Origin of the sequence: Pseudomonas sp. FP2300 (genome assembly GCF_030687595.1) — a bacterium.
Lineage (GTDB): Bacteria > Pseudomonadota > Gammaproteobacteria > Pseudomonadales > Pseudomonadaceae > Aquipseudomonas > Aquipseudomonas bijieensis.
The window spans coordinates 3514304-3536213 of record NZ_CP117440.1 but is presented as its reverse complement, the minus strand read 5'-3'; the positions used below and the strand labels follow the sequence as shown (position 1 = coordinate 3536213).

General features: G+C 61.7%; 15 protein-coding genes. 4 read left to right on the top strand and 11 right to left on the bottom strand.

All coding sequences use genetic code 11. The annotated features are described in order from the left end of the window. Nucleotides 1-9 precede the first annotated feature (9 nt). Nucleotides 10-510 (bottom strand): CinA family protein, encoded by a 501-nt coding sequence (locus PSH86_RS15760; protein WP_116834224.1) that lies wholly within the window; start codon nt 508-510, stop codon nt 10-12. A gap of 167 nt (nt 511-677) precedes the next feature. On the opposite strand from PSH86_RS15760, the gene PSH86_RS15755 reads away from it, so the two are divergent. Beyond that, nucleotides 678-1289, top strand: a complete 612-nt coding sequence (locus PSH86_RS15755; RefSeq protein WP_305483701.1) for a Yip1 family protein — start codon at nt 678-680, stop codon at nt 1287-1289. Between the two features lie 27 nt (nt 1290-1316). On the opposite strand, the gene ligD is transcribed toward PSH86_RS15755, so the two are convergent. The 4 genes from ligD to PSH86_RS15735 are packed head-to-tail and all read right to left on the bottom strand — an operon-like array spanning nt 1317 to nt 7494. Continuing rightward, nucleotides 1317-3953 (bottom strand): DNA ligase D, encoded by a 2637-nt coding sequence (gene ligD, locus PSH86_RS15750; protein WP_305483700.1) that lies wholly within the window; start codon nt 3951-3953, stop codon nt 1317-1319. Beyond that, the gene (locus tag PSH86_RS15745; RefSeq protein ID WP_109754062.1) at nt 3950-5113 is read right to left on the bottom strand and encodes a carboxylate-amine ligase; all 1164 of its coding nucleotides are present in this window, start codon (nt 5111-5113) and stop codon (nt 3950-3952) included. The genes ligD and PSH86_RS15745 overlap by 4 nt, the downstream gene beginning before the upstream one ends. Beyond that, the gene (locus PSH86_RS15740; RefSeq protein ID WP_305483699.1) at nt 5085-6098 is read right to left on the bottom strand and encodes a class I SAM-dependent methyltransferase; all 1014 of its coding nucleotides are present in this window, start codon (nt 6096-6098) and stop codon (nt 5085-5087) included. The genes PSH86_RS15745 and PSH86_RS15740 overlap by 29 nt, the downstream gene beginning before the upstream one ends. A gap of 10 nt (nt 6099-6108) precedes the next feature. Beyond that, a complete protein-coding gene (locus PSH86_RS15735) occupies nt 6109-7494 on the bottom strand; it encodes an iron-containing redox enzyme family protein (protein WP_305483698.1) in 1386 nt (461 codons plus the stop codon). A gap of 393 nt (nt 7495-7887) precedes the next feature. On the opposite strand from PSH86_RS15735, the gene PSH86_RS15730 reads away from it, so the two are divergent. After that, a complete protein-coding gene (locus tag PSH86_RS15730; protein ID WP_305483697.1) occupies nt 7888-9225 on the top strand; it encodes a sodium:proton antiporter in 1338 nt (445 codons plus the stop codon). Between the two features lie 12 nt (nt 9226-9237). Here PSH86_RS15730 and PSH86_RS15725 read toward each other — a convergent pair whose 3' ends face one another. After that, complete coding sequence (locus tag PSH86_RS15725) at nt 9238-9774, bottom strand: hypothetical protein (RefSeq protein ID WP_109754058.1); 537 nt, start codon at nt 9772-9774, stop codon at nt 9238-9240. Nucleotides 9775-9925: 151 nt separating this feature from the next. Here PSH86_RS15725 and PSH86_RS15720 point away from each other — a divergent pair, with 151 nt between their 5' ends. Beyond that, nucleotides 9926-10156, top strand: a complete 231-nt coding sequence (locus PSH86_RS15720) for a hypothetical protein (protein WP_109754057.1) — start codon at nt 9926-9928, stop codon at nt 10154-10156. A 186-nt stretch (nt 10157-10342) separates the two neighbouring features. On the opposite strand, the gene PSH86_RS15715 is transcribed toward PSH86_RS15720, so the two are convergent. From PSH86_RS15715 to PSH86_RS15705, 3 genes are all read right to left on the bottom strand, one after another. Continuing rightward, nucleotides 10343-12271, bottom strand: coding sequence for a PAS domain-containing sensor histidine kinase (locus tag PSH86_RS15715; protein ID WP_109754056.1), 1929 nt, complete (start codon nt 12269-12271; stop codon nt 10343-10345). Nucleotides 12272-12336: 65 nt separating this feature from the next. Then, the gene (locus PSH86_RS15710; RefSeq protein ID WP_305483696.1) at nt 12337-14640 is read right to left on the bottom strand and encodes an ATP-dependent DNA helicase; all 2304 of its coding nucleotides are present in this window, start codon (nt 14638-14640) and stop codon (nt 12337-12339) included. Then, on the bottom strand, nt 14637-16367 hold the full coding sequence (locus PSH86_RS15705) for a VRR-NUC domain-containing protein (RefSeq protein ID WP_305483695.1): 1731 nt from the start codon (nt 16365-16367) through the stop codon (nt 14637-14639). Before PSH86_RS15705 ends, PSH86_RS15710 begins: the two co-directional genes overlap by 4 nt. A gap of 223 nt (nt 16368-16590) precedes the next feature. Between PSH86_RS15705 and PSH86_RS15700 the strand changes: the two genes are divergently transcribed. Beyond that, nucleotides 16591-16815 carry a YgdI/YgdR family lipoprotein gene (locus tag PSH86_RS15700; RefSeq protein WP_109754053.1) on the top strand — a complete coding sequence of 75 codons (225 nt, stop codon included), beginning with the start codon at nt 16591-16593 and terminating at the stop codon, nt 16813-16815. 118 nt (nt 16816-16933) lie between these two features. On the opposite strand, the gene PSH86_RS15695 is transcribed toward PSH86_RS15700, so the two are convergent. Beyond that, nucleotides 16934-18787, bottom strand: a complete 1854-nt coding sequence (locus PSH86_RS15695) for a polyurethanase (protein WP_232200801.1) — start codon at nt 18785-18787, stop codon at nt 16934-16936. Between the two features lie 49 nt (nt 18788-18836). Then, nucleotides 18837-21896: an autotransporter serine protease gene (locus PSH86_RS15690; protein ID WP_305490365.1), complete on the bottom strand. Its 3060-nt coding sequence runs from the start codon at nt 21894-21896 to the stop codon at nt 18837-18839. Between the last annotated feature and the right edge of the window lie 14 nt (nt 21897-21910).

The following is a 21910-nucleotide window of genomic DNA, read 5'->3' as shown; positions in this document are numbered from 1 at the left end:
ACTCCTTATTTATCTGCGTTCACCGGCCAAAGCCCGTTGGTGGAAGTGCCGCAGTTGAAGAAGCGCGTGTTCAGCAGCCCATAACTGCACCTGGCCGCGACTGCCAAAGAAGCGTTCCTGGCGACTGAACAGTGCGCGTTGGCCGTTCACATCGAACGCCCAGGCAAAGCACACCGTACCGGCGGGGATACCATCCATGTCGTCCGGCCCGAGAATGCCGGTGGTGGCCACCGCCGCATTGGCGTTAGCGTCGTGCAAGGCGCCGAGGACCATTTCTTCGGCCACTTCGCGGCTGGTGAGATTGAACATCTCGATGGTTCGCGGGCTGACCCCAAGCAGCCGTTGCTTGGCTTCCGGGGAGTACACCACGTAGCCGCTTTCGATCAGCGAACCGCAGCCCGGCACCTCGGCCAGTAACGTGACGATCTGGCCAGCGGTGCAGGATTCGGCTGTGGTCAGCCGCAGTTCATGTTCACGCAGGTACTCACAAATGAAGTGGGCAACGGTCATGGCAAGCAGTCCTTTCAGGGGGCTGATGGGTTGACCCTTGCCGCTGTTATTCATTCCCTTTATCGCGCCGCGGACCGCATACGGCAAATAAATGAAACCGTGCCCCGATCCTGAACCTCAAATCCATAGGAGCCTCATGCAGAGGCCGTCTTGATCAGGAGGTCGTCATGTCTGCACCTTTCGTCAAACTGTTCACCCATCCCGAGTTCGCCTGGGCGGACATCCGCGAACAAGAGCAGGCTCATCCGCGCCATTATCTGGGCCATCTGCTGTTGCTGGCCTTGATTCCTGCGGTGTGCCTGTTCATCGGTACCACCTGGACTGGCTGGAGCCTGGCCGAGAACGAAACCGTACGGCTCAGCAGCGCCAGCGCACTGCAATTATGCGTGCTGCTGTACCTGACCATCGTCGCTGGCGTGGCCCTCATGGGTTTGTTCATTCGCTGGATGTCACGCACTTTCGACGCGCGTCCAACGATCAACCAGTGCATTGGTTTTGCGGCCTATACCGCCACGCCTTACTTTCTGGCCGGAATCTTCGGGCTCTATCCCAGCCAGTGGCTGGCGGTCGCCGCATTGGGCCTGGCCTCGGCGTATTCGACGTTCTTGCTGTTTGTCGGGCTGCCCAAGTTCATGAGCCTCAAGAAGGAACAAGGCCTGCTGTACTCAGCCAGCGTCTGGGGCGTCGGATTGTTGGTGCTGGTGACCATCCTGGTGGAGATGATCCTGCTGTGGTTCAACGTGTTGCAGCCGGAATACCTGCGTTTTCCGGCGAGTTGAGCGCCGACTTTTGGCGAGGTTCACCTGTCACTGGGCCGACTTCTTGGGCTTTTTCATGCCAATCCGCCGACGCATGTCGGCGGTGATGCTTTGGCGGGTTTTCTTGAGGTCGGCCCAAGGCTCATGACCAACCTCCGCCAGACGCTCATGAACATTGTGCACATTCCACAGATTCGCCCCCTTGAGCTCGGCCACCTCCTCGCGAAAGATCGGCACAGACACCGGTAACCCTTCCCGGGTCCGCGCGGCGTAGGCGCAGATGGTGGTCGCGCCCAAACCATTGCGCAGGTAATCGATGAAGATCCGCCCTACCCGGTTTTTCGGTCCGGACACCGCCGAAAACCGGTCCGGCAACAACTTGGCCATGTGGCTGACAATCGCATGGCTGAAGTCCTTGACCTCGTCCCAACCCAATTTGCGCGTCAATGGCACCACCACATGAATGCCCTTGCCACCGCTGGTCTTGAGAAACGCCTTGAGCCCCAATTCATCGAGCACCGATAGCGTGAGCTGTGTCGCTTCGACCATGCTTTTCCAGGGCAGCGCCGGGTCCGGGTCAAGGTCGAGGACGAAGCGATCGGGCTTGTCCAGGTCAACGGAAGTCGCATTCCAGGTGTGCAGTTCGACCGTGCTCATCTGCACCGCGCCGATCAGCGCCTCGGCGTTGTTGATGATCATCACCGGCTGCCCGGTCAGCGCCTTGTCCAGGCTGGTGATGCCGGGAATCGCCAGGCGCTCGGCGTTTTTCTGGAAGAACAGCTCACCAGCGATACCTTCTGGCGCCCTGACCAAGGCCACCGGGCGATCCGCCAGTTCCGGCAGGATGAACTCGGCAACGCTGGCGTAGTATTCGGCCAGTTGCAACTTGGTGGTGCCACTGCTGGCATCAATGATTCGTTCCGGATGGGTGATGCGGACTTTGCCGTCCATGGCCGGTGTCTTGGCTTTTGCCTTGGACCCGCCCGTGCTTTTGCTCGGTGCCACGGCAGGCTCATCCTTGGCGCGGGTTTTCTTCGCTGCGGCGGTTTTTTTCACGGGTTTGGCAAGTTCCTGGGTGATGTCCCTGGCCGGCTTGTCGTTGCGCAAACCATGGAAGACCGCATGGCGCACCGAGCCTTCCTTGGTCATCTCGGCAAAGGCCACCTCGGCCAACAGCGTCGGTTCGAGCCAGTGCACGCCCTTGGCTTCGTAACCGGTGGGCGGGTTCACCACGGCGGCCTTTTTCGTCTCCAGCGGCAGCAATTGCTGGTAGATGCTTTTAAGGGTGGTTTCGTTGAACCCGGTGCCGACCTTGCCGGCGTAGCGCAACTGGCCGCTGTCGGCGTCATGCAGCCCCAGCAGCAAGGCTCCGAAGGCGCTGCGCGCGCCTTTGGGGTCGCTGAAGCCCACTACCACGAATTCCTGGCGATTCTTGCACTTGAGCTTGATCCAGTCGTTGCTGCGCCTGGACACATAGGCGCTGCCGACGCGCTTGCCGATCAGCCCTTCCATTTGCATCTGGCAGGCGCTGTTGAGCAGCGCCTCAGGGGTTTCCTCGAAGGCATCGGAAAACCGCAACAAGGGGCTTTTGTTGGGCTCCAGCACCGCGGCCAATGCGGCCCGGCGTTCTTGCACCGGTACTTTGCGCAAATCCATGCCGTTGAGGTAAGGCACGTCGAACAGGTAATAGGCGATCTTGCCGCTGCTGCCGACCTCGAAGGCGTTCTGCAAGGCCTGGAAGTCCGGAACGCCCTGGTCGTTGGCAACCACCATTTCACCGTCGAGCCAGGCCGATTCCAACCCCAACGCGGCCAAGGCTTCGGCCTGTTTTGGCAGTTTGTGAGTCCAATCATGACCATTGCGGGTGAGCAGCCTGACGTCTCCGCTTTCGATCCGCGCCATGACCCGGTAACCGTCGAACTTGATTTCGTAGAGCCATTCGCCGTCGGGCGCACTTTCCACCAGCGTCGCCAGTTCCGGCTTGAGGGTTTCCGGCAGCGGCCCGGCGACCGCGCCGCTGAGGGTGGTTTTCGAGGGGCGTTTCGGCGATTTCGGCTGAGCGGCCTTTTCCGGTTGTTTCACCGCTTTGGTTGCAGCGGCCTTGCCCCGGCGCTTGGGCACGAGGGTGCGATCGCTGAGCACACTGTCCGGCTCGGCCTGGACCACGTCATATTCACTTTCAGGGCGAGCCGCATGGTCCTGATGCTTGATCAGGAACCACTGTTCCTGTTTACCGGGCATGTGCGTGCGCACCAGGTTCCACAGGCCGCTGAGCTTTTCGCCTTGCAACTCGAACTTGAGCCGGCCTTTTTCATAGGCCTCATGGGGGTCGCCCTGGGGAATCCAGACGCCCCGGTCCCAGACGATGACGTCACCGGCGCCGTAATGGCCTTCGGGGATGCTGCCCTCAAACGTCGCGTAATCCAGCGGATGGTCTTCGACATGCACCGCCAGGCGCTTGGCTTTCGGGTCCAGGGAAGGTCCCTTGGGCACTGCCCAGCTCTTGAGCGCGCCGTCCAGCTCCAGGCGGAAGTCATAATGCAAGCGCGAGGCGTCGTGCTTTTGAATGCAGAACTGCAACGCGTGGGCGGTTTTCGCCGATTTTCGTGAACGCTTCGCCGCCGGCTCCGGGGTGGCGGCGAAATCACGCATGCGGTTGTAGTCATCCAGGGTCTTGCTGCTCATGGACCACCTGCCACCTGTTGCAGCGCTGGAGAGGCGGCCGGCATGCCGGCGGTTTCCGCGAGCAGTTGATCAACCACGCGGTTCAAGGCCTGTTCGACAGAATCGCCCAGCAGCAGCCCCTGTTCGAAGACGACGATTTGCCGGTCGGCGCTGGTGCCTTCCTGCACCATGCGCCGTGCCTGCTTGAACACCTCCTGGACGCCCAGCTCGGCCGCGGTCTCCCCGAAGGTCTGCTCCGCCAGGGTCAGCCATTCACCGATCAGCATCGGCTGTTCCTGCCCCTCGACGATAAATTCCGCGAGAATCCCGTGGCGTTTGGCCCGCCAGCGGTTTTGCTTGAGGATCCACTGGGACATCTGGCTGTAGCGAGCGCCGGGCCGAGGTTGTGCCACGGCGTGGGCTACCATCAGGCGAAACAACGAGACGAGGCAAAGGACGTCTTCGACCCGCGGACAAGCATCGCAAATACGCATCTCCAGCGTGGGGTAACGTGAGGACGGTCGTATCACCCACCAGCAATCGCTGGGCTGGTGAATGGAACCAGTGCGCATGAGCATGTCGACGTAGCCGGCGAATGCCGACTCGTCTTCGAAGTATTCCGGCACGCCCATGCGTGGCCATTCATCGCAGGCCACTTGCCGGTAGCTGCTAAATCCACTGTAGCCACCGTTCCAGAACGGCGATGAAGCGCTCAGGGCCAGGAACATCGGCAACCAGGGCAGGATCTCATTCATGACCCGCACCCGATCCTGCGTGGCCGGGACTTCCACATGGACATGCAAGCCCGACAGCACGCTGCGCCGCGCTACCCGCTGGTAATCATCGAACAGTTGCTGGAAATGCAGCTCGTCGGTGGGTTGCAGCACCTGGGCCGCCCTCGGGTGTGAACCGGCGCTGAGCAGGCCCAGGCCATACGGTGCCAGTCGCTGGTTCAGGCCCGTACGTACCTGGCTCAGGTAGTCGGCGGCCTCGGCCAGGCTGCGAAAGATGGGCGAGGCCATCTCGACCTGGCACTGGAACATTTCATGGGCAAAATGCTTGCCCAATTCGGCCTGGCACGCCGCAACCGCTTGCGCGGGTGGCTCGCCTGGCATGCAACGGGTTTGCAGATCGGTAATGAAATACTCCTCTTCAATGCCGAATTTCATGCGCCTGTTCATCGATAGTCCCTCCGATAACCCCGCCTATACCTGCTCCGATGCGGGTTACAACCAACGCCACCACGGCGATCCTTTCCACGTCCTGATAACCCGGCGTCAGCAATTCCTCACCGAACACGTCCGGGTCCAATTCCTTGTAGGTCCAGCCGAAGTCCGCTGAGTCACGCCACTGGCCCAGGGCCTCCAGGAACGGGTCGCGTCCATCTATCATCGCCACACCGGTGTAGAGCACCAGCGAGCCACCAGGCGTGAGCCGGGGCAAGGCCTGGTCGACGATGCGCAACGACAGCCCGGCACCCAGTACGCCGCCGCCATGGCGATAGGCGCGCTCGGATGGATCGGCCATGTACGGCGGGTTGGCGACGATCAGGTCGAAGTTGCCTGGCACGTCCTGCAGTACGTCGCTGCGGGCGACCTCGACATTGGCCACCTCGGCCAGCGCCGCATTCACGGCGCTCAGGCGCAGGGCTTGCGGATTGATGTCCACCGCCAGCACCTGAGCTTCACGCCGGGCGCGAGCGATCACGATCGCGCCAACGCCGGCGCCACAACCGATATCCACGGCACGATGCACCGCCGTGAAATTCTGTTGCAGATGAGTATGGATCAGTTGGGCGAAGCGGTAGCTGTCAGGGCCGAAAAACACCGCGTCGGTGGCCTGTGTCGGGAACTGCGAATGAGCGAACAGCAAACCATCCAGGCTCGACCAGCGCACCCGGCTACGCAGCAAGCCGTCACACTCCGCCAGCACCTGGGCGTCTTGCAATTGCCGCTGTTCATCGGCGCTGATCAGCCCCGGCGCAAACGGCCGTGACCAGCCGAACACGTCCCGCAAAGTCTTGGAACGCTCGTTGCCGGGACGCTGGTTGACCCGTTCGTGGGTCAACGGGGTCGGGGTGATAAAGCGGTAGCCGTCGGCTTGCAGGCGTCGGCCCAGTTGCAGCAGCGCAAGGTCCTGTTCGGACAAGCGTTCTTCTTCATTCATGCAGGGCTCCCTAGCGAAGAGCGGATTTGAGTTCAATGAACCGGCGAGTCGCCAACAGCCCTGCCGGATGGCTATGACACCGGGCGCAGAGCCAGGGCATCAGAATCTGCATCTGCTCATCGGGTGCCCGGCCTTGCAGGGACTGTTGCAGGCTTTGCACATCGGGATCATCGATCGATGTCGCCGGTTCGCAAGCCGCAACCGGCCCGCGCCGGGCGCCGGACCTGGTGCTCTCGTCCAGCCAGTCACCAGCAATCCAGTCATGCAGCAGCTGTTTCTCGTAGGGGCTGAACACCCCGAACATGGCCGCCCCTGCCCCGTCGATCAGCGTCCAGAAACGGCTGTTCTGCGGGTCTTCATGGCGCTTGATCCAGCCTTTGTTCTGCATGGCCGCCAGGAACCCCTCCAACTGGCCCGGCACCGAGAGCCACTGGTTGACGGTTTTGCCTTCGAACTTGCAGTAATCGGAATGCATGTGCTGGCCGAACGGGCGTTTGCGCTCGAGCATGTCCAGCATTTCGCGGTCCAGGTCGAACGAACCGATGATGTCCCGGCTGCCCTGCCCCAGGTCATTGAGGCGATAACCCAAAGTGACCCGGTGCCAGAAAGCGTCACGGTCGGCCTCCAATGGCAGCAGTTGCAGCAATGCTTGCACGGCCTTATGGGCGTGGCCGGTGCTGGCGTTGTCGATGGTGACGTGAAGGGTGAAATAGTACGGATCAATGTCCAGTTCGCTCAGCTCATAGGCGCTGATCAACAGATGCAGGGGCAATTGTTCATAGCCCAGGTTGTAGCCGATGACCTCTGGCAGGTATTCGTCGCCGGCATAACCCAGGGCCAATTGCACGGTGCCTTGCAGATAAAGGTCGTCGTCGATGTCCGGGGCGTCGGACAGGTCGTATTCGGCGAGCAACTTGCGATAGATCACCACATGGTTTTGCGAGGGGTGACCGTCCCCCAACTCTTCCAGGTAGGTGCACAGCAACCCTTCGAACCGATGGTCGTGCCAGTGTTTGAGCACGCCGTACAGCCAGGCGCCGTCGACCCGTTTGGTCGGGGCTACAGCCTGCAGAAAGTACAAGGCATGGGCCTTGCCACTGAAGAACTCCCGTGGACCGCCGCTTTTGCGTCGTTCCAGATAATCAGCGTATTGCCGGGCCACGCCGGCGCTGTGCTGCTCGACCCAGGCCTGCAGCGCCATGGGATCATCGGGCATTTCCTGGGGGAGCGCCGCAGCATTTGCGATGCATTCCTTCAGGAACGCCTGGGCGACGGCTTGCTTGTCAGCGTCATCGGGGCCCTGGAGCAGTCGCTCATAGCACCGGCGCACGTGCCCGTCGGGGCTGACAGGGTGCATGGTTGCCGGCTGGGATTGAAGGGGTGTCAGCGCAGTCATAAGGGCCTCTTGGGTTCTCGGCGGACGCTGAGTCAGAACGTCTCTTCTCTTGCAGAGCGCCAGGAGCGGCGAAAAATTCCGTTGGATTGAAAGGCAGGCGGATAAACGGAGCTGTGCAGTTTTGGTGGGAACCCTCGCTTCGCTCCGAGCCTCGAATGAGTGACAAGTGCGCCAATACCAGAAAGTAGACACTTTGTGGCGAGGGGATTTAGCGAAACGTCGCACCGCCCCGCTGGGTCGCGATATGGCCCCATGCAACTGGCTCCTCGGTGTTGCAGATTGATCGAGGGCTGCTACGCAGCCCAACGGGGATAAATCCCCTCGCCACACGGTTTGATGTTGGTCGCACATCTCTGCGTTGCGGCTGGCCGATCCGATACCCAAGGAGCAACGATGACGTTCACAGTATGGGTAGCGGTGCTTGGCGCCGTGTTGCTGACCCTGGCCCTGACCTCCTCCTACCTTCGCTGGATGCCGGTCACCACCTCGGCGATGTGCCTGGTGTTGGGCGTCGCCATCGGGCCGATGGGTTTGGGTGTGCTGAAGCTGGACATCAGCGACTCGTCGGTCTGGATGGAGCACCTCACGGAAGTCGCGGTGGTGTTTTCGCTGTTCGTCAGTGGCCTCAAGTTGCGCTTGCCCCTCAAGGACCGAACCTGGCGCGTAGCCTATGGGCTGGCCGGGCCGGTGATGATCCTGTGCATCGCTGGCCTGTGCCTGGCATTGCATTATCTGTTCGGTCTCGGTTGGGGCGTATCGATGCTGATCGGCGCGATGCTGGCGCCCACCGACCCGGTATTGGCGGCGTTGGTGCAGGTCAATGATGCAAGGGATGACGACCGGGTGCGTTTCGGGTTGTCGGGCGAAGCGGGGCTGAACGACGGCACGGCGTTTCCCTTTGTGATTCTCGGCCTGTTGATGCTGCACGAGGACGGCAGCGGTTTTCTCGGTGACTGGTTGTTGCGTAACGTTCTCTGGGCCGTGCCGGCCGGGCTGCTGGTCGGTTACTGGATGGGCCGCGGTATTGGCAAGCTGACCTTGTCGATGCGCATCAGGAATGCCGACAGTACGTTGTCACCCAATGATTACCTGGCCCTGGCACTGATTGCCCTCGCTTACGTCGTGGCCGAGTGGATCCAGGGCTACGGCTTTCTTTCCGTGTTCGCCGCCGGCCTGGGGCTGCGTCAGGCCGAGGTCAAATCCACCGATGAAGCGGCACCGCCGGCGGAACACCTGGTGCAACCGGTGGTGGGCCACGAGACCGTCGATCCCCAACAGGCCGTCCTCGGCGATACCGAGTCGCTGGACGATAGTCAATTGGCCGCAGGGGTCATGATGAGCGACATGCTGGCGTTCGGCAGCCTGGTGGAGCGCTCGATGGAAGTGTTCCTGGTGACCTTGCTGGGGGTTGTCATGGCAACCCATTGGGATAGCCGTGCGCTGCTCATCAGCGCCCTGCTGTTCATCGTGATTCGCCCGCTGAGTGTACTGATCGTGCCCTGGCGGCGATTGCTGGACACGCCGCAACGATTGCTGATCGGCTGGTTTGGCATTCGTGGGATCGGCAGCCTGTTTTATCTGTTCTTCGCCTTGAACCATGAGCTGCAACCAGAAGTGGAGCAACTGTGCATAAACCTTACCCTGTCGGTGGTGGCCTTGAGCATTCTGGTCCATGGCGTCACGACCCAGCCCACCCTGGCCTGGTACGAGCGTCATAAAAAATCGAGCTGAGGCGAGTGGGCCTCAACTACCTGGATCGGTCAGTTGAATAAAGACCGAATACACCCCCAGCAGCACCCAGAACGTGGCGAAGATCCACGGTGTGCGCACCGAGAACAGCAACGATTTACGGTAGCCTTTGTGCGTCGATTCCCGCTCGTTGAACAGTGGCGATTCGTCGTAGGCCATGCCCATCAAGGGTTCGGCGCGCAATAGCTCGCTCTGTTTGAAATGCCAGTGATCGATGATCTCGTAGGCCGCTCGAATACCCGGCCAGGCATTGAGTGAGCTCAAGAATCCCAACAACGCCAGCAATGGCGGCACGATCAACGTGAACAGCTTGCCCCATTCCGGGTTCAGGTTGGCCATGCACGAGGCAAAGGCGATCACCAGGAAGGATTGGGCGGCCAAGTAGGCATCGGTCCGATTGGCCAGGATGCTGGTTTCGTACTGGATCTCCCGGCGATAGAAATCCAGTCGCTCCTTGGGCGAGCCGAACAGTTTGGCGTTGTGTTCCGTCAGTTCTTCATCCGGAGTCTGGCTGGTGAGGATTCTGGGCATCGTGTGGCTGTATCTCAGTGTCGATTCGGACTCATTAGAAGAACCCGGTGCGCGGCAAGTTCAAGCCAATGGACCGCAGGTGTATCGAAGTCCGAGGAAACGCTCTCCCACCGTCAAGGTCTCTAGGGTGTCAGGACAAGAGGAGGGTTATGTGGATTATCTTGGATGGGTGCAATGGCCGGCGATGGTCGTCACGGTGCTGGCTGCCTGGTTGATCGGCTCACGCCAACCCCGACGCAGGGTGGCGGGATTCAGTTGTTTTATTGCGAGCAACATTCTATGGGTGGTCTGGGGGCTGCATACGGATGCGTATGCATTGATCGTGTTGCAGTTTTGCCTGTGTGCGATGAATTTGCGTGGGTTCAGGAAGAATACCGAATAGGCATGATCCCCTTTGTGGGCAGGCATACACCCCCTGTGGCGAGGGGATTTATCCCCGCTGGGCTGCGCAGCAGCCCCCTGGATCGCCTGATACACCGAGGCGTCGGTACGATGGGGGCCGCTTCGCGCCCCAGCGGGGATGAATCCCCTCGCCACAGGGGAGCCGCATTCAACCTGGGATCCGTATCTATTTCATCGTCTGCGCAATGATCTGCATCAGGTCAATTTGCTTGAATGGCTTGATCAACCGAGGCAAATGCGCGGCGAAACCTTCCAGGCGTTCGGCATAACCGGTGGCCAGGATGATGGGTAGGTTCGGTTGGCGATCGCGCAACAGTTTCGCCAACTGCGCACCGTCCATCTGCGGCATGGCCATGTCAGTGATCACCAGGTCGATATCCGGATTGCGCTCATGCAGTTCCAGTGCCTGGGCGCCCGATGACGCGCAAAGGACCCGATGCCCGAGGTCCTCGATCAGCAAGCGTGTGCTGGTGAGCACCAGGCTGTCATCGTCGACCACCAGCACCTTCAATTCGTCGACGGGTTGCGGCGTTTCCTGGACCGATACTTTGTCCGGTGCCGGGTTGTCAGCCACTGGTAGCCACAACTGCGCGGTAGTCCCGACACCTTTCTGGCTCCTGAGAATCAGGCGGCCTCCCAACTGTTCCGCCAGGCCATGCACCATGGATAACCCCAGGCCGGTTCCCTTGCCGACCCCTTTGGTGGTGAAGAACGGGTCCACGGCCGAGGCCAGCGTGGCCTCATCCATGCCCTCGCCCTCATCGGTCATCGTCAGGCAAATGTAGCGCCCCGGCGCCATTGGCTGGTCCGGGGCCGCATCAGAGCCTTGCCGCTCTTCGGCTGTAATCGTGATCTGGCCGCCATGGGGCATGGCGTCCCGGGCATTGGTCGCCAGGTTGAGAATCGCCAGCTCCAGTTGGTTGACATCGGCCAACACTGGCGACAGCGCCTCGGCGAAACGGGCCTGGACGTGGATCGACGGGCCCAGGGAGCTTTGCAGCAGGCCGCTGATGCCCTGCACCAAGGCCGACAGCTCGACCGATTCGTAGGTCAATTTCTGCCGGCGGGCAAATGCCAGCATCCGCTGGGTCAGGGAAACACCGCGCAGCGCGCCCTGGGTCGCGTTGTCCAGCAATTGAGCGAGTTTCGGATCGCCAGGCATGCGCTTGCGCACGATTTCCAGGTTGCCGAGGATGACCGTCAACAGGTTATTGAAATCATGGGCGATGCCGCCACTGAGCTGCCCGATGGCTTGCAGTTTCTGCGATTGGAACAGCGCCTCGCGGGCCTGCTCGAGGGCTTCCTGGGCCTTGGTGGCGTCGGTGATGTCGCGGGTGATCTTGGCGAATCCCAACAGTGTGCCGGTGTCGCTGCGAATCGCATCGATGACCACGTGGGCCATGAAGCGTGTGCCATCCTTGCGCATGCGCCAGCCCTTTTTCTCGAAACGCCCTTCGCTGGCGGCGATGCTCAGCGCGCGCTGTGGTTCACCGGCTTCACGATCCTCCGGGGTATAGAACATCGAGAAATGCTGGCCGATGGCTTCGATCGGCAGATACCCTTTGATCCGCTGCGCCCCCTGGTTCCAGTTGGTGACCTGGCCCTGCGGGTCGAGCATGTAGATGGCGTAATCGGTGACGCTTTGCACCAGCAGGCGGAACTGCTGCTCGCTTTGCTTGAGGGTTTCCTCGGCCATCTTGCGATCGGTCAGGTCGCGGGTGATCTTGGCGAAGCCGAGCAAGGTGCCGCTCTGGCTGTCGATGATCGGATCGATCACCACATGGGACCAGAACAACGTGCCGTCCTTGCGCACCCGCCAGCCCTCGCCTTCGAAGCGCCCCTCATGCACGGCCGTGTCCAGCGCCCGTTGCGGCAGGCCGGCGGCGCGGTCCTGGTCGGTGTAGAAACGGGAGAAGTGCTGGCCCAGGATTTCGGATTCCTCGTAACCCTTGAATCGCCTGGCGCCGGAGTTCCAGCTGGTGATGATGCCCGAGGGGTCGGTCATGTAGATGGCGTAGTCGACCACAGCGTCGATGAGCAGGCGAAAGCGCTGCTCTTCGTTCATGAGTGAGGTCTTGGAGTCTTTCTCAAGCATCTGGCCGAGGCGTCCATGTGGATTTTTTGCGGAGTATGGAGCAAGTCGGGCGCCAGGAAAAATCGTCAAACCTGGTTCCCACCGGGAGATTTGTGCACCTCTTGAGTAACTGACCACCAACGCGGCAACAAGTGCTGCACCCTCGCCTCGCCAAACCGATCATCTATCAGCAGCACCACCCCGCTATCCTGCTGGGTACGGATGACGCGGCCAGCCGCCTGTACGACTTTTTGCAGGCCGGGGTACAGATAGGTGTAGTCGTAGCCGTCGCCGAAGATCGCCGCCATGCGTTGTTTCATCTGCTCATTGACCGGGTTGAACTGCGCCAGCCCCAGGGTGGCGATGAAGGCGCCGATCAGGCGTGAGCCCGGCAAATCGATGCCCTCGCCGAACGCGCCGCCCAACACGGCAAAACCGATACCTTGGCTGTGCTCCATGAAACGCTCGATAAACGCTTGCCGAGGGGCTTCGCCCATGCCCCGCGATTGCGTCCAGAGTTCAATCTGTGGGTACCGTTCGGCAAACAGCCCGGCCACTTGCTGCAAGTAATCGAAGCTGCTGAAAAAGGCCAGGTAGTTGCCTGGCCGCTCGCGGAACTGGCGAGCCATCAACTCGACAATCGGCTCCAGGGACGCCTGGCGGTGAGCAAAACGGGTGGAGATGCGGCTGACAACCTGCACGTCCAGCTGTTCGGCCTTGAATGGTGATTCGACATCGATCCATACCGTGTCGCCCGGCGTCCCCAACAAGTCCGCATAGTAGTGTCGAGGGCTCAGGGTCGCGGAAAACAGCACCGTGCTACGGGCGGCCGTCAGCCTGGGGGCCAGGAATGCAGCCGGCACCACATTGCGCAGGCACAGAGTGGACAGGCTGCGCTGGCGACCGAGTTCGCGCTTGTGGATGTCGAACACAAAGTGCTCGTCGAAGGATTCCGCCACTCGGCCAAACTGCAAGGCATCGAAGTAAAACGCCTGTAAACCGCTGTCCAGGCCCTGGGGATGATCATTGAGGTAATCGCCGATGGCCGTGGTACAGCTAGCCAGGGCCTGGAGCAGTTTTTCCGGCAGCTTTTCATAGGCCTGATAGGCCGCCATCTGGGGCGTGTGCAAGGCGTTCCACTGGCGATTGACCCGCTCCAGGGATTTCTTCAGTGGTTCAGGGGCGGTTTTTCGCACGCTGGTTAGCGCGGCCTGGTCGAGGGTCGCGCTGTACATCTGTCGTCCGCGCTCCACCAGGTTGTGGGCTTCATCCACCAGGGTCGCGACGGTCCAGCCATTGGCCTGGGCCAGGCCGAAGAGCAAGGCATTGAAATCGAAGTAATAGTTGTAGTCGGCTACCACCACATCGGCCCAACGGGCCATTTCCTGGCTTAGGTAATACGGGCAGACCTCATGGGCCAGCGCAATTTCGCGCAACGCCGTCTGGTCGAGCAACGTGACCTGGCTCGCTGCCGCCCGGGCGCCCGGCAAGCGGTCGTAGAAACCGCGGGCCAGCGGGCAGGATTCGCCATGGCAGGCCTTGTCCGGGTGTTCGCAGGCCTTGTCCCGGGCGATCATTTCCAGCACCCGTAACGGCATTGACGGTGCGCTGTGGGTAAGCACTCGTGCCGCATCCAGGGCCAGCTTGCGCCCTGGGGTCTTCGCCGTTAGGAAGTACACCTTGTCCAGTCGCTGCGGCGCCAGGGCCTTGAGCAACGGAAACAAGGTGCCGATGGTCTTGCCAATGCCAGTGGGTGCCTGGGCCATCAGGCAGCGACCGGTGCTGACCGCCTTGAACACCGACTCGGCCAAGTGCCGTTGCCCGGGCCTGAAACCGGCATGCGGAAACACCAGCGACTGCGCGCCAAGGTTGCGTGCCTGTCGATGGGCCATTTCCTGTTCGGCCCAGGCCAGGAACAACGCGCATTGCGCTTCGAAAAAGGCTTGCAGCTCCGTCGCCTCGAAGGGTTGCGTGATGCAGGTTTCCTTTTCGCTGACGATGTCGAAGTACACCAGCGCCACGTCGATGTGCGACAACTGCAGCTTCTGGCACATCAGCCAGCCATAGATTTTCGCCTGTGCCCAATGCAGCTGGCGATGATTGGCGGGCTGCTTGGCCAGGTCGCCCCGGTAGGTCTTCACTTCTTCAAGGCACTGGCGATCCGGGTCATAGCCGTCGGCCCGGCCTTTGACTTTCAGTGCCTGGTAGTGACCTTCGAGGGCCACCTCAGACTGATAGCCTTCGCTGCGCCGCGAGGCCACGGTGCGATGGCCGGTGATACCTTCCAAGGCCGTGGGCGACGGTGTGAAGCGCAGGTCGAGGTCACCCACCTTGGCAGTGAACTCACAAAGCGCCCGCACGGCGATGCTGTAGCCTGGCAACAGATTCATGTGTGCCCATCGCGAGCAAGCTCGGTCCCACAAGGGACCGACTGCCCCAGATCACCTGTGGGAGCAAGCTCGCTCGCGATGGGGGACTCCACCCACTGCACATAACAAACAGCGACGGGCATCTGGTGCTCGTGACAGAACTCCAGCCAGCGCAGCTGGTTGTCTTGCAGGCGATCGCCGGGGCCTTTGACTTCGATCATGCGGTAGGTCTTGTCCTGCGGCCAGAACTGGATCAGGTCCGGCATGCCGGCGCGGTTGGCCTTGATGTCCAGCAGCAAACGGTGGAACCAGTGCTTGAGATGCTCCGCCGGCAGGCAATCGAGGGCCTGTTCCAGCAAGGACTCGGACAACGCGCCCCAGAACACGAAAGGTGACTGCACACCCCACTTTTGCGCGTAGCGACGGACGATGGTCTGTCGATAGCGGCCATCGTCCAACTCTGCCAGGCAAGTTGCGAACAGCTCGGCGCGACGGGCGTGGAAATCTTCGTTGAGCAGGTCGACCGGCCCGCGCTGGAACGGGTGGAAAAACGCTCCCGGCAGCGGCGCGAAGATCGCCGGCCAACACAACAGGCCGAACAGCGAATTGATCAGGCTGTTCTCGACGTAATGCACCGGCGCGGCTTCGTCGTGCAGATGGGCCTGGACGTGGTACTCCACCGATAAGGCCGGATCGACGCGAGGCAGGTGCAGCTCCAGGCGCTCTTCTTCCCGGACCATGCCCCGTGGCACCGGTGGCCCACCCAACTTGCGCCGCAGACGGGGCAGGATCCGCAGCAAGGCCTGGGTTTCGGCGGCACTTTGCGGTGCCTGCGCCGCCGCCTCGCCCAGTTCAAGAGCCAGGGTGTACTCACCCACGCGCTCCAGCACCCGGACCATCCGCAGCCGTGCGCCGGGGTAGGTGCAATCGCGATAGATGCCCAAGGCCAAGGCAAAATCGCCGATGCGTTCGCCATGCTGGCCGATCTGGAACAACAACTTGCCCCGGCGTCGCTCCAGCCATGGATTGTCCAGGGACAGTTGGTTGACCTGGGCGACAATTTCTTCCAGGGGGTCGCCGGCTTCGAAGCGCTGCTGGCAGTCGTGCAGGAACACGCAGGCATCGACGTCTTCGCGACTGCGCAAGCCCCGTGACTCGGCGCTGAACTCGACGGTTTCGTAGGTGAAAATGCCCAGGTCCGCCAGGACGAATTCCGACCAGTCCTGGTAAAGATTGCCGAAAAACATCAACCGCAGCCTGTCGCACAGATGCATGATCGTCAGGCTGTACAGCCGATCGTCAAGCTGCGGGCACCAGGCCCGGAACGGCTGGGGTTGACTGAGGTGTTCGTCCAGGGCCTGGAGCCATTCGGTCTTTTTCGCCTTGGGGTGTTCGATCAAGTGGCCCAGGCACAGGAGGATTTCCGGCTTGAGCAGCACCTCGAACAGCTCGACGAGCCCGATGGGAGCCTGTTCCTTGACCCAACCCAACGCCAGCAACGGCGCGACGGCTACGCCTATGTCGCCGATTTCCGGGTAATTCAGCTTGCTATGGCGAAACCGCAGTCCCTTGCGCATCACCATCCGCACCAGCAAGCCCTGGGAGCCACGCGGCAGCGCTACGAAGTGGTCGATGAAGCGTTGTTCTTCGGGGCTGAGCACATCGGCATACCGCTGGGTCAACCAAGCGAGTACCTGCTGGAAGTTGTTCAGGTAGTAAAACGGATCGTCGAGAGCACGGGCTGCCACGGAAAAGAAACGCCAAGAGTTTTGGGGTACTGGTTATGCATACAGATAACAGCTGTAAACCACTCAGGCAACCGCAAAAGATGAACGGTCTCCTATATTTAAGGTGAAATCCTTCAGCCAGCGATGAACTTTCCTACGGCAAGCGAGACCAATGGCGGTTGACTAACGTGATGGCGCGGTCGAATCAGCTGATCCGTGTCCTTTTGATTGAGAGGTTATGGTTATGAACATCAGGTTTCTGGGCCTGCCCCTGGTCGTCGTGGCATTTCTGGCTCTGTCTGGCTGCGCCTCGCCAACCGTGGTGACTTTGCAGAACGGTACTCAGTATTTGACCAAGGACACCCCCAATACCCGCACCGCTGATGGTTTCTACGAGTTCGAGGATATTTCCGGCAAGAAAGTCCGGGTCCGCGCCGATGATGTGGCTACCATTCGCAAGGAAGACTGAGTTCGACAGCTACACCGTCATCGCGAGCAGGCTCGCTCCCACATTTGTGCTCGGTGCTCACAGAATCCTGTACTCACCGTCCGTCCCTGTGGGAGCGAACCTGCTCGCAATAGCACTATCAAGCGAACACGATCCCGTCGCCGCCAACCTGACCGATACCAACGCCCACCAGCGTCACGGAACTGTCGCCGACCTTAAGCAGCGTGTCGCTGCCCACTTGTGACAGGTACTGGCTGTAGTCATGCCCCGCCCCGGCGCCTGGTACGCCGAGGAACACCAGCTTGTCCCCGGCCTCATAACCGCTGATCCGGTCCTGGCCGAATGCACCGTTGAAAAGGAAGGTGTCACTGCCGCCTCCCGCGTGCATCTGGTCATTGCCCGCACCGCCGACGAAGGTGTCGTTACCGGCGCCGCCCACCAACACATCGTCACCGTCCTGGCCGAACAGCCAGTCCCCCTTCGCTCCCGCCACCAAGGTGTCGTTGGCCGCGCTGCCCTTGACCGAAGACGCATAGGCGGTCAGGTTGGCGCCAGCCACCAGGCCATTGGCGGTGACGCTGTGGCTCACTTCATCCTTGAGCAGCCCCCAGAACAACCCGGACTCCTTACTGACCAACGTGCCAATGTCGCGGGTGATGCTGATCGCGCCATGGACATCGCGCACATACAGCGTCCCGGCCCCGTCATGGGCGAAACTGAAATCCTTCACCGACTGCTGCAGTTGCAAGGTATTGCTGCCCTGCCCGCCCAGTATCACGTTGTAGCCACCGCCATCGCGAAAGGTGTCATTGCCTGCTCGCCCCTCCAGGTAGTCACTGGCCTGGCCGCCCTGGATCAGGTCATTGCTGTCGCTGCCGATGATAAACGTGCTGCCGGTGTGGGTTTCCGCGTTGCGGTTGAGGTCCTGCACCCAGGTATTGGCCCGCGCGGGGTCTGACAGGTTGGCGACGATGACGGTGGAGTCTTTTTCAGTGAGGTCGTAGAACGCCGAAGTCATGATCCGACCCATGCCATCGCCGTAGCCGGTGGGCAGGTGGGAAATCCAGGTGGGGATGTTGAGGATGGAAAATGGCAGTACGTTCCAGGCCGCTGAAGCGTAGTGGTCGTTGAAGCTGACGATATTGTTGGTGGCCGATTCCTGCTGCCCGTCGTGCACGCCCACCGACGCGAGGTTGAAGGTCGAACCGTCCAGGGCGCGAAACACCGGGTCGTTCTCGTAACCGATGTTCAAGACCTTGTCGGTACTGCTCTGGGTCGGCGAGGCGTAGGCGATGTAGTTGGCACCGGAATAGAACCCTGACCATTTGCTGGTGCTCAAGTCCGCCAGGCTGTTGACCGCCAGTCCACCCAGGCTATGGCCGCTGACCAGCACGTCCTTGCCTGTCAGGCCGTGGGCCTGGGCAAACTTCGCGACGTCCCCGAGCAGGTTGCCAAAAGCTTCGCCGACGTAGTTTTTCGCATAGTCCTTGGGCCCCAGGGCGGCCATCAGGTCGTTGATCACATCGCCAATGGAGTCGCCAATCAGGTTCTCCCGAGGGCCGCTGGTGCCGCGAAACGACACGCCGATTTCCTGCAGGTGCCCCTCGGCGTCGTACTTGCCAAGGATCTCTACCTGCGCGGTGGTGTAGCCGGCCTTTTCACCGAAAAACGTCCCGCGGCCATCGACCTTACCGGCGTAACCCAGTTGCGTGGCGCTGATGGGCGTCCAGCCGGCCTTCTGCACCGCCTCCAGGGCGAGTTTCTCCGAGTCGGGATTCCACGGCACACCGGGAATCACCCCTTGGGAATCGGTGCCTCCCAGCAACGCGGTGACCAGGGTCGCCGGCAGGCCGGCACCGAAGCCGTTGTGCTGGTAACCGGCGGCAAAGCCGTTGTCGAGGTTGTGGTAGGAATACAGCATGATGGCCATTGCGTCGCTGACCAGTGCCTTGGATTCGGTGGTGCCGAGGTTCTTGTAGTCGTAGATACCCATGGTTGTCGCTCTCTTTTGTTGTTGGAATGCTGGGAACCGGGTGGTGTGGTCAGAACTGCCAATCCAGCGTCAGGCCCACGCCATGGGTTTTATCCCGGGAGCCGAGCACGCCGTTGTAATCCAGGTTGACCCGCACATCCTTGGCGACCGCGAGCCCCGCGCGGGCGCCGATCACGGCGGCGTTGCGGTCCATGGACACGCTTTGCACCGCAAAGGTGTTGCTGCTGCCGGCAAATGCCAGGTCCTGTTCGGAATGGGTACTGCTGAGGTTGTGCTGCCAGCCGAGGGAACCGGACAGTTGCAGTTGCTGTTGATCCGACAGCGTCAAGGTGTGGCTGGCCCGCACGCCCAGGGTCGAAAGCAGCGCATCGCGACGGTCGTCTCCACCGTGCAGGGCGGCGTTGTCGCCTTTCTCATGGAAGCTGTCGCTGTCCAGGTGTACATAGGCCAGGTTGGCGAACGGTTCCAGGGCCAGCGGTTGCAAGTCCAGGCGATACGCCGCTTCGGTGAAGAGCTGGGTGGTCCGGGCATCGCGCTTGGTTTTCTCCCGGCCACTGACGTCGCCCCATTGCAGGTCACGCTTGACGTCGATGCGATGCCAGCTGTGGGCGCCGCCGACGGTCAGGCGCAGCGCATCGATTTCATGCCCCAGGTAGGCCCCCAGGTGATAGCTGTCGGCCTTGGCCGAGGAATGGGTGCCATCGCCCATGCTCAGCGAACTGTCGCTGTAGCCGGTGACGAAGCCCAGTCGCGTCTGGTCGCTGATCAGGCCATCGACACCGGCCAGCAGCCCGCCGATGGAGCTGGTCGTACTGGCTTGGTCATGTCCACCGTCGCTCTTGCCCCAAGCGCCCAGCACCTTGAACCAGGCATTGCTGCTGGCATCGGTCGGCGTACCGGCATCGTACAGTGCGTCCTGGCGCAGGCGATCACCCACGGCGTCGCGCAATTGACGACTGTCGTTGATCAGCAGCGTGCCGATGGCCGGATGGATTTCCCCAGACAGTTGCTGGAATGCCTGTTGCGCCACGGCGGCGCTGGGTGACAGCAACAAGGCTTCATATAGCCCGTTGCCGGCACCCAATTGCTCGGCGGCGCTGGCCACGGCACGTTGGTTGGGCGTCAGGCCGAGGCTGGCAAATGACGCGTCATTACGCTCGACCGCCAGCTGAATGCCACTGGCGCTGTACGCCAGGTCGCCCCCCAGAAACGCGTAGTTGGGCAAGACTTCAGCGAAGCGCCCGTCAATGCCCCCGGCGGCCTGCAGGATATTGAACTGCCTGCCCAGCAGGCTTTTCACCTCGCCGGCCGTGAGCAGCGTCGGACTGTTTTCCAGGGACAACGACACCGTCGCCCCGTCAATGGACGCCTTGCCGTCGGCCACGATCAGGTCACTGGAGGTGGGCGAGACTTCCACCGCGTAGTTCGAACCGGGTTGGAAGGTCACATCGCCGGCCACTTGCAACGTGCCGATGGAGTTACCGGGCGCCACGCTGCCACCGCGATTGGCGGTCAGGCTGGCGATGCGCCCGTTGCCGCCGAGGATACCGCCGTCGTTGACCGTCACGGCCGACGCCAGCGAGCCATTGATTGCCAGTCGTCCTTGATTGACCACGGTCGGCCCGCTGTAAGTGTTTGCGCCGGTGAGCACCAGGGTGCCGATGCCCTCCTTGGTCAGCCCGCCGTGACCGGCGATGTCGTTGCGCCAAACGTCCAGGCCACATTGGATACCGCTGCACACCCGCTCCGTGGGTTTGCCGGCATCGATGATCGCACCGATGCCCGGCAGGTCCGCCACGAACTGACCGGAGCCGTAGGCGCCATCGATGCGAAACTCCTCGGGAATGTCCTGAGCGGTCACCAGCATCGATGGGCCGTCGATGGCCTTGCCCAGGTTGATCATGCCCCAGCCATACAACGAATCGACGCCCGGCGCGCCCATGTCGGTGGCGGTGGTGCGCAGCACGCTGGCGACCTGGGCGCCTGTCATGTACGGAAAGCGCTCCATCAACACCGCCACGCTGCCGGCGACGTGGGGCGCGGCCATGGAGGTGCCGCTCTTGTTGGCGTAGCCCACGGTCAGGTCGTCGGCACTGGTGCCGCCGATCACCGCGCTGTAGACCCGGGTGCCCGGCGCCGACACGCAGAAACTGGCGGTGTAGCCGCAGCGCGAGGAAAAGGTACTGATGGTGTACGGATCGGGGCTGGCGGTGTTCGGGTTGACCTGCAGCGCCGCCACGGTGAGCCAGTTCGGCGCGATGTCCGGGACGAAATACGCCAGGCCCGCGATGGCATCGGGGTTATTGAGGTTGTAGTCATTGCCGGCGGCGAAGATCGTGACGATACCGCTGCGGGCCGCGGCGATGGCGCCCTCATAGGCACCGCCAGGCTTGGTACCCAGCAACGGCTTGATCTGGTCGAATTGCAGTTGCGCGTCCTGCACGGTGAAATGCGGGAACGCCGGGTCGCGACCGCCCTGGTCGAAGCGGTCAGTGATGCCGATGCCCCAGCTGTTGTTGATGATGCGGGCGCCGCTGGCGATCAACGCATCCCAGCCTGCCTTGTACACCGCACCATCGTTACCGCGGATGATGCCATCCTCGGGGCCCGGGTCGCCGTTGTCGGCGCTGATGATCTGCGCATCGAACGCCACGCCGTGCATTGGGCTGCCATCGCGACTGCCGGCGGCGATCCCACCGACATGAGTGCCATGGGAACCCAGCTTGCCGTCGGAGCCAACGGTGGGCGAACCGTCGTAGCGGAATGGATCACCCGCCTTCACCGGGATATACGGATCGGTGTACTCGCGGATGCCACTGGTGACCAGGGTCACCACTTTGCCAGTGCCGGAGAACTCCGGATGAGCTGCGTAGACCGGCTGGTCGAAGATCCCCAGCTTGACGCCCTTGCCGGTGTACCCGGCGGCGTAGGCCTGCTGCGCGTTGATCGCCCCAAGCCCCCATTCGGCGTTGAATTCGCTGCTGCGCCAACTGTCCGGGTTACCCGCCCTGCCGTTCTCGACATAAGGCGCCGCCTGGGCCGTGCCCAAGGTCGCCAGTGCGCAGAGCATGGCATGGTTGAGGGTCTTGAGCAGAAACTCGCGCCCCATCTGCCTAGGCTGTT

Bases quoted from the DNA above. Each gene is read 5' to 3' on its own strand.
- PSH86_RS15710 (WP_305483696.1), bottom strand. From the start codon at position 14,640: ATGAATCTGTTGCCAGGCTACAGCATCGCCGTGCGGGCGCTTTGTGAG.
- PSH86_RS15740 (WP_305483699.1), bottom strand. From the start codon at position 6,098: ATGAATGAAGAAGAACGCTTGTCCGAACAGGACCTTGCGCTGCTGCAA.
- PSH86_RS15715 (WP_109754056.1), bottom strand. From the start codon at position 12,271: ATGCTTGAGAAAGACTCCAAGACCTCACTCATGAACGAAGAGCAGCGC.
- PSH86_RS15695 (WP_232200801.1), bottom strand. From the start codon at position 18,787: ATGGGTATCTACGACTACAAGAACCTCGGCACCACCGAATCCAAGGCA.
- PSH86_RS15745 (WP_109754062.1), bottom strand. From the start codon at position 5,113: ATGAACAGGCGCATGAAATTCGGCATTGAAGAGGAGTATTTCATTACC.
- PSH86_RS15700 (WP_109754053.1), top strand. From the start codon at position 16,591: ATGAACATCAGGTTTCTGGGCCTGCCCCTGGTCGTCGTGGCATTTCTG.
- PSH86_RS15755 (WP_305483701.1), top strand. From the start codon at position 678: ATGTCTGCACCTTTCGTCAAACTGTTCACCCATCCCGAGTTCGCCTGG.
- PSH86_RS15760 (WP_116834224.1), bottom strand. From the start codon at position 510: ATGACCGTTGCCCACTTCATTTGTGAGTACCTGCGTGAACATGAACTG.
- PSH86_RS15730 (WP_305483697.1), top strand. From the start codon at position 7,888: ATGACGTTCACAGTATGGGTAGCGGTGCTTGGCGCCGTGTTGCTGACC.
- ligD (WP_305483700.1), bottom strand. From the start codon at position 3,953: ATGAGCAGCAAGACCCTGGATGACTACAACCGCATGCGTGATTTCGCC.
- PSH86_RS15690 (WP_305490365.1), bottom strand. From the start codon at position 21,896: ATGGGGCGCGAGTTTCTGCTCAAGACCCTCAACCATGCCATGCTCTGC.
- PSH86_RS15735 (WP_305483698.1), bottom strand. From the start codon at position 7,494: ATGACTGCGCTGACACCCCTTCAATCCCAGCCGGCAACCATGCACCCT.
- PSH86_RS15725 (WP_109754058.1), bottom strand. From the start codon at position 9,774: ATGCCCAGAATCCTCACCAGCCAGACTCCGGATGAAGAACTGACGGAA.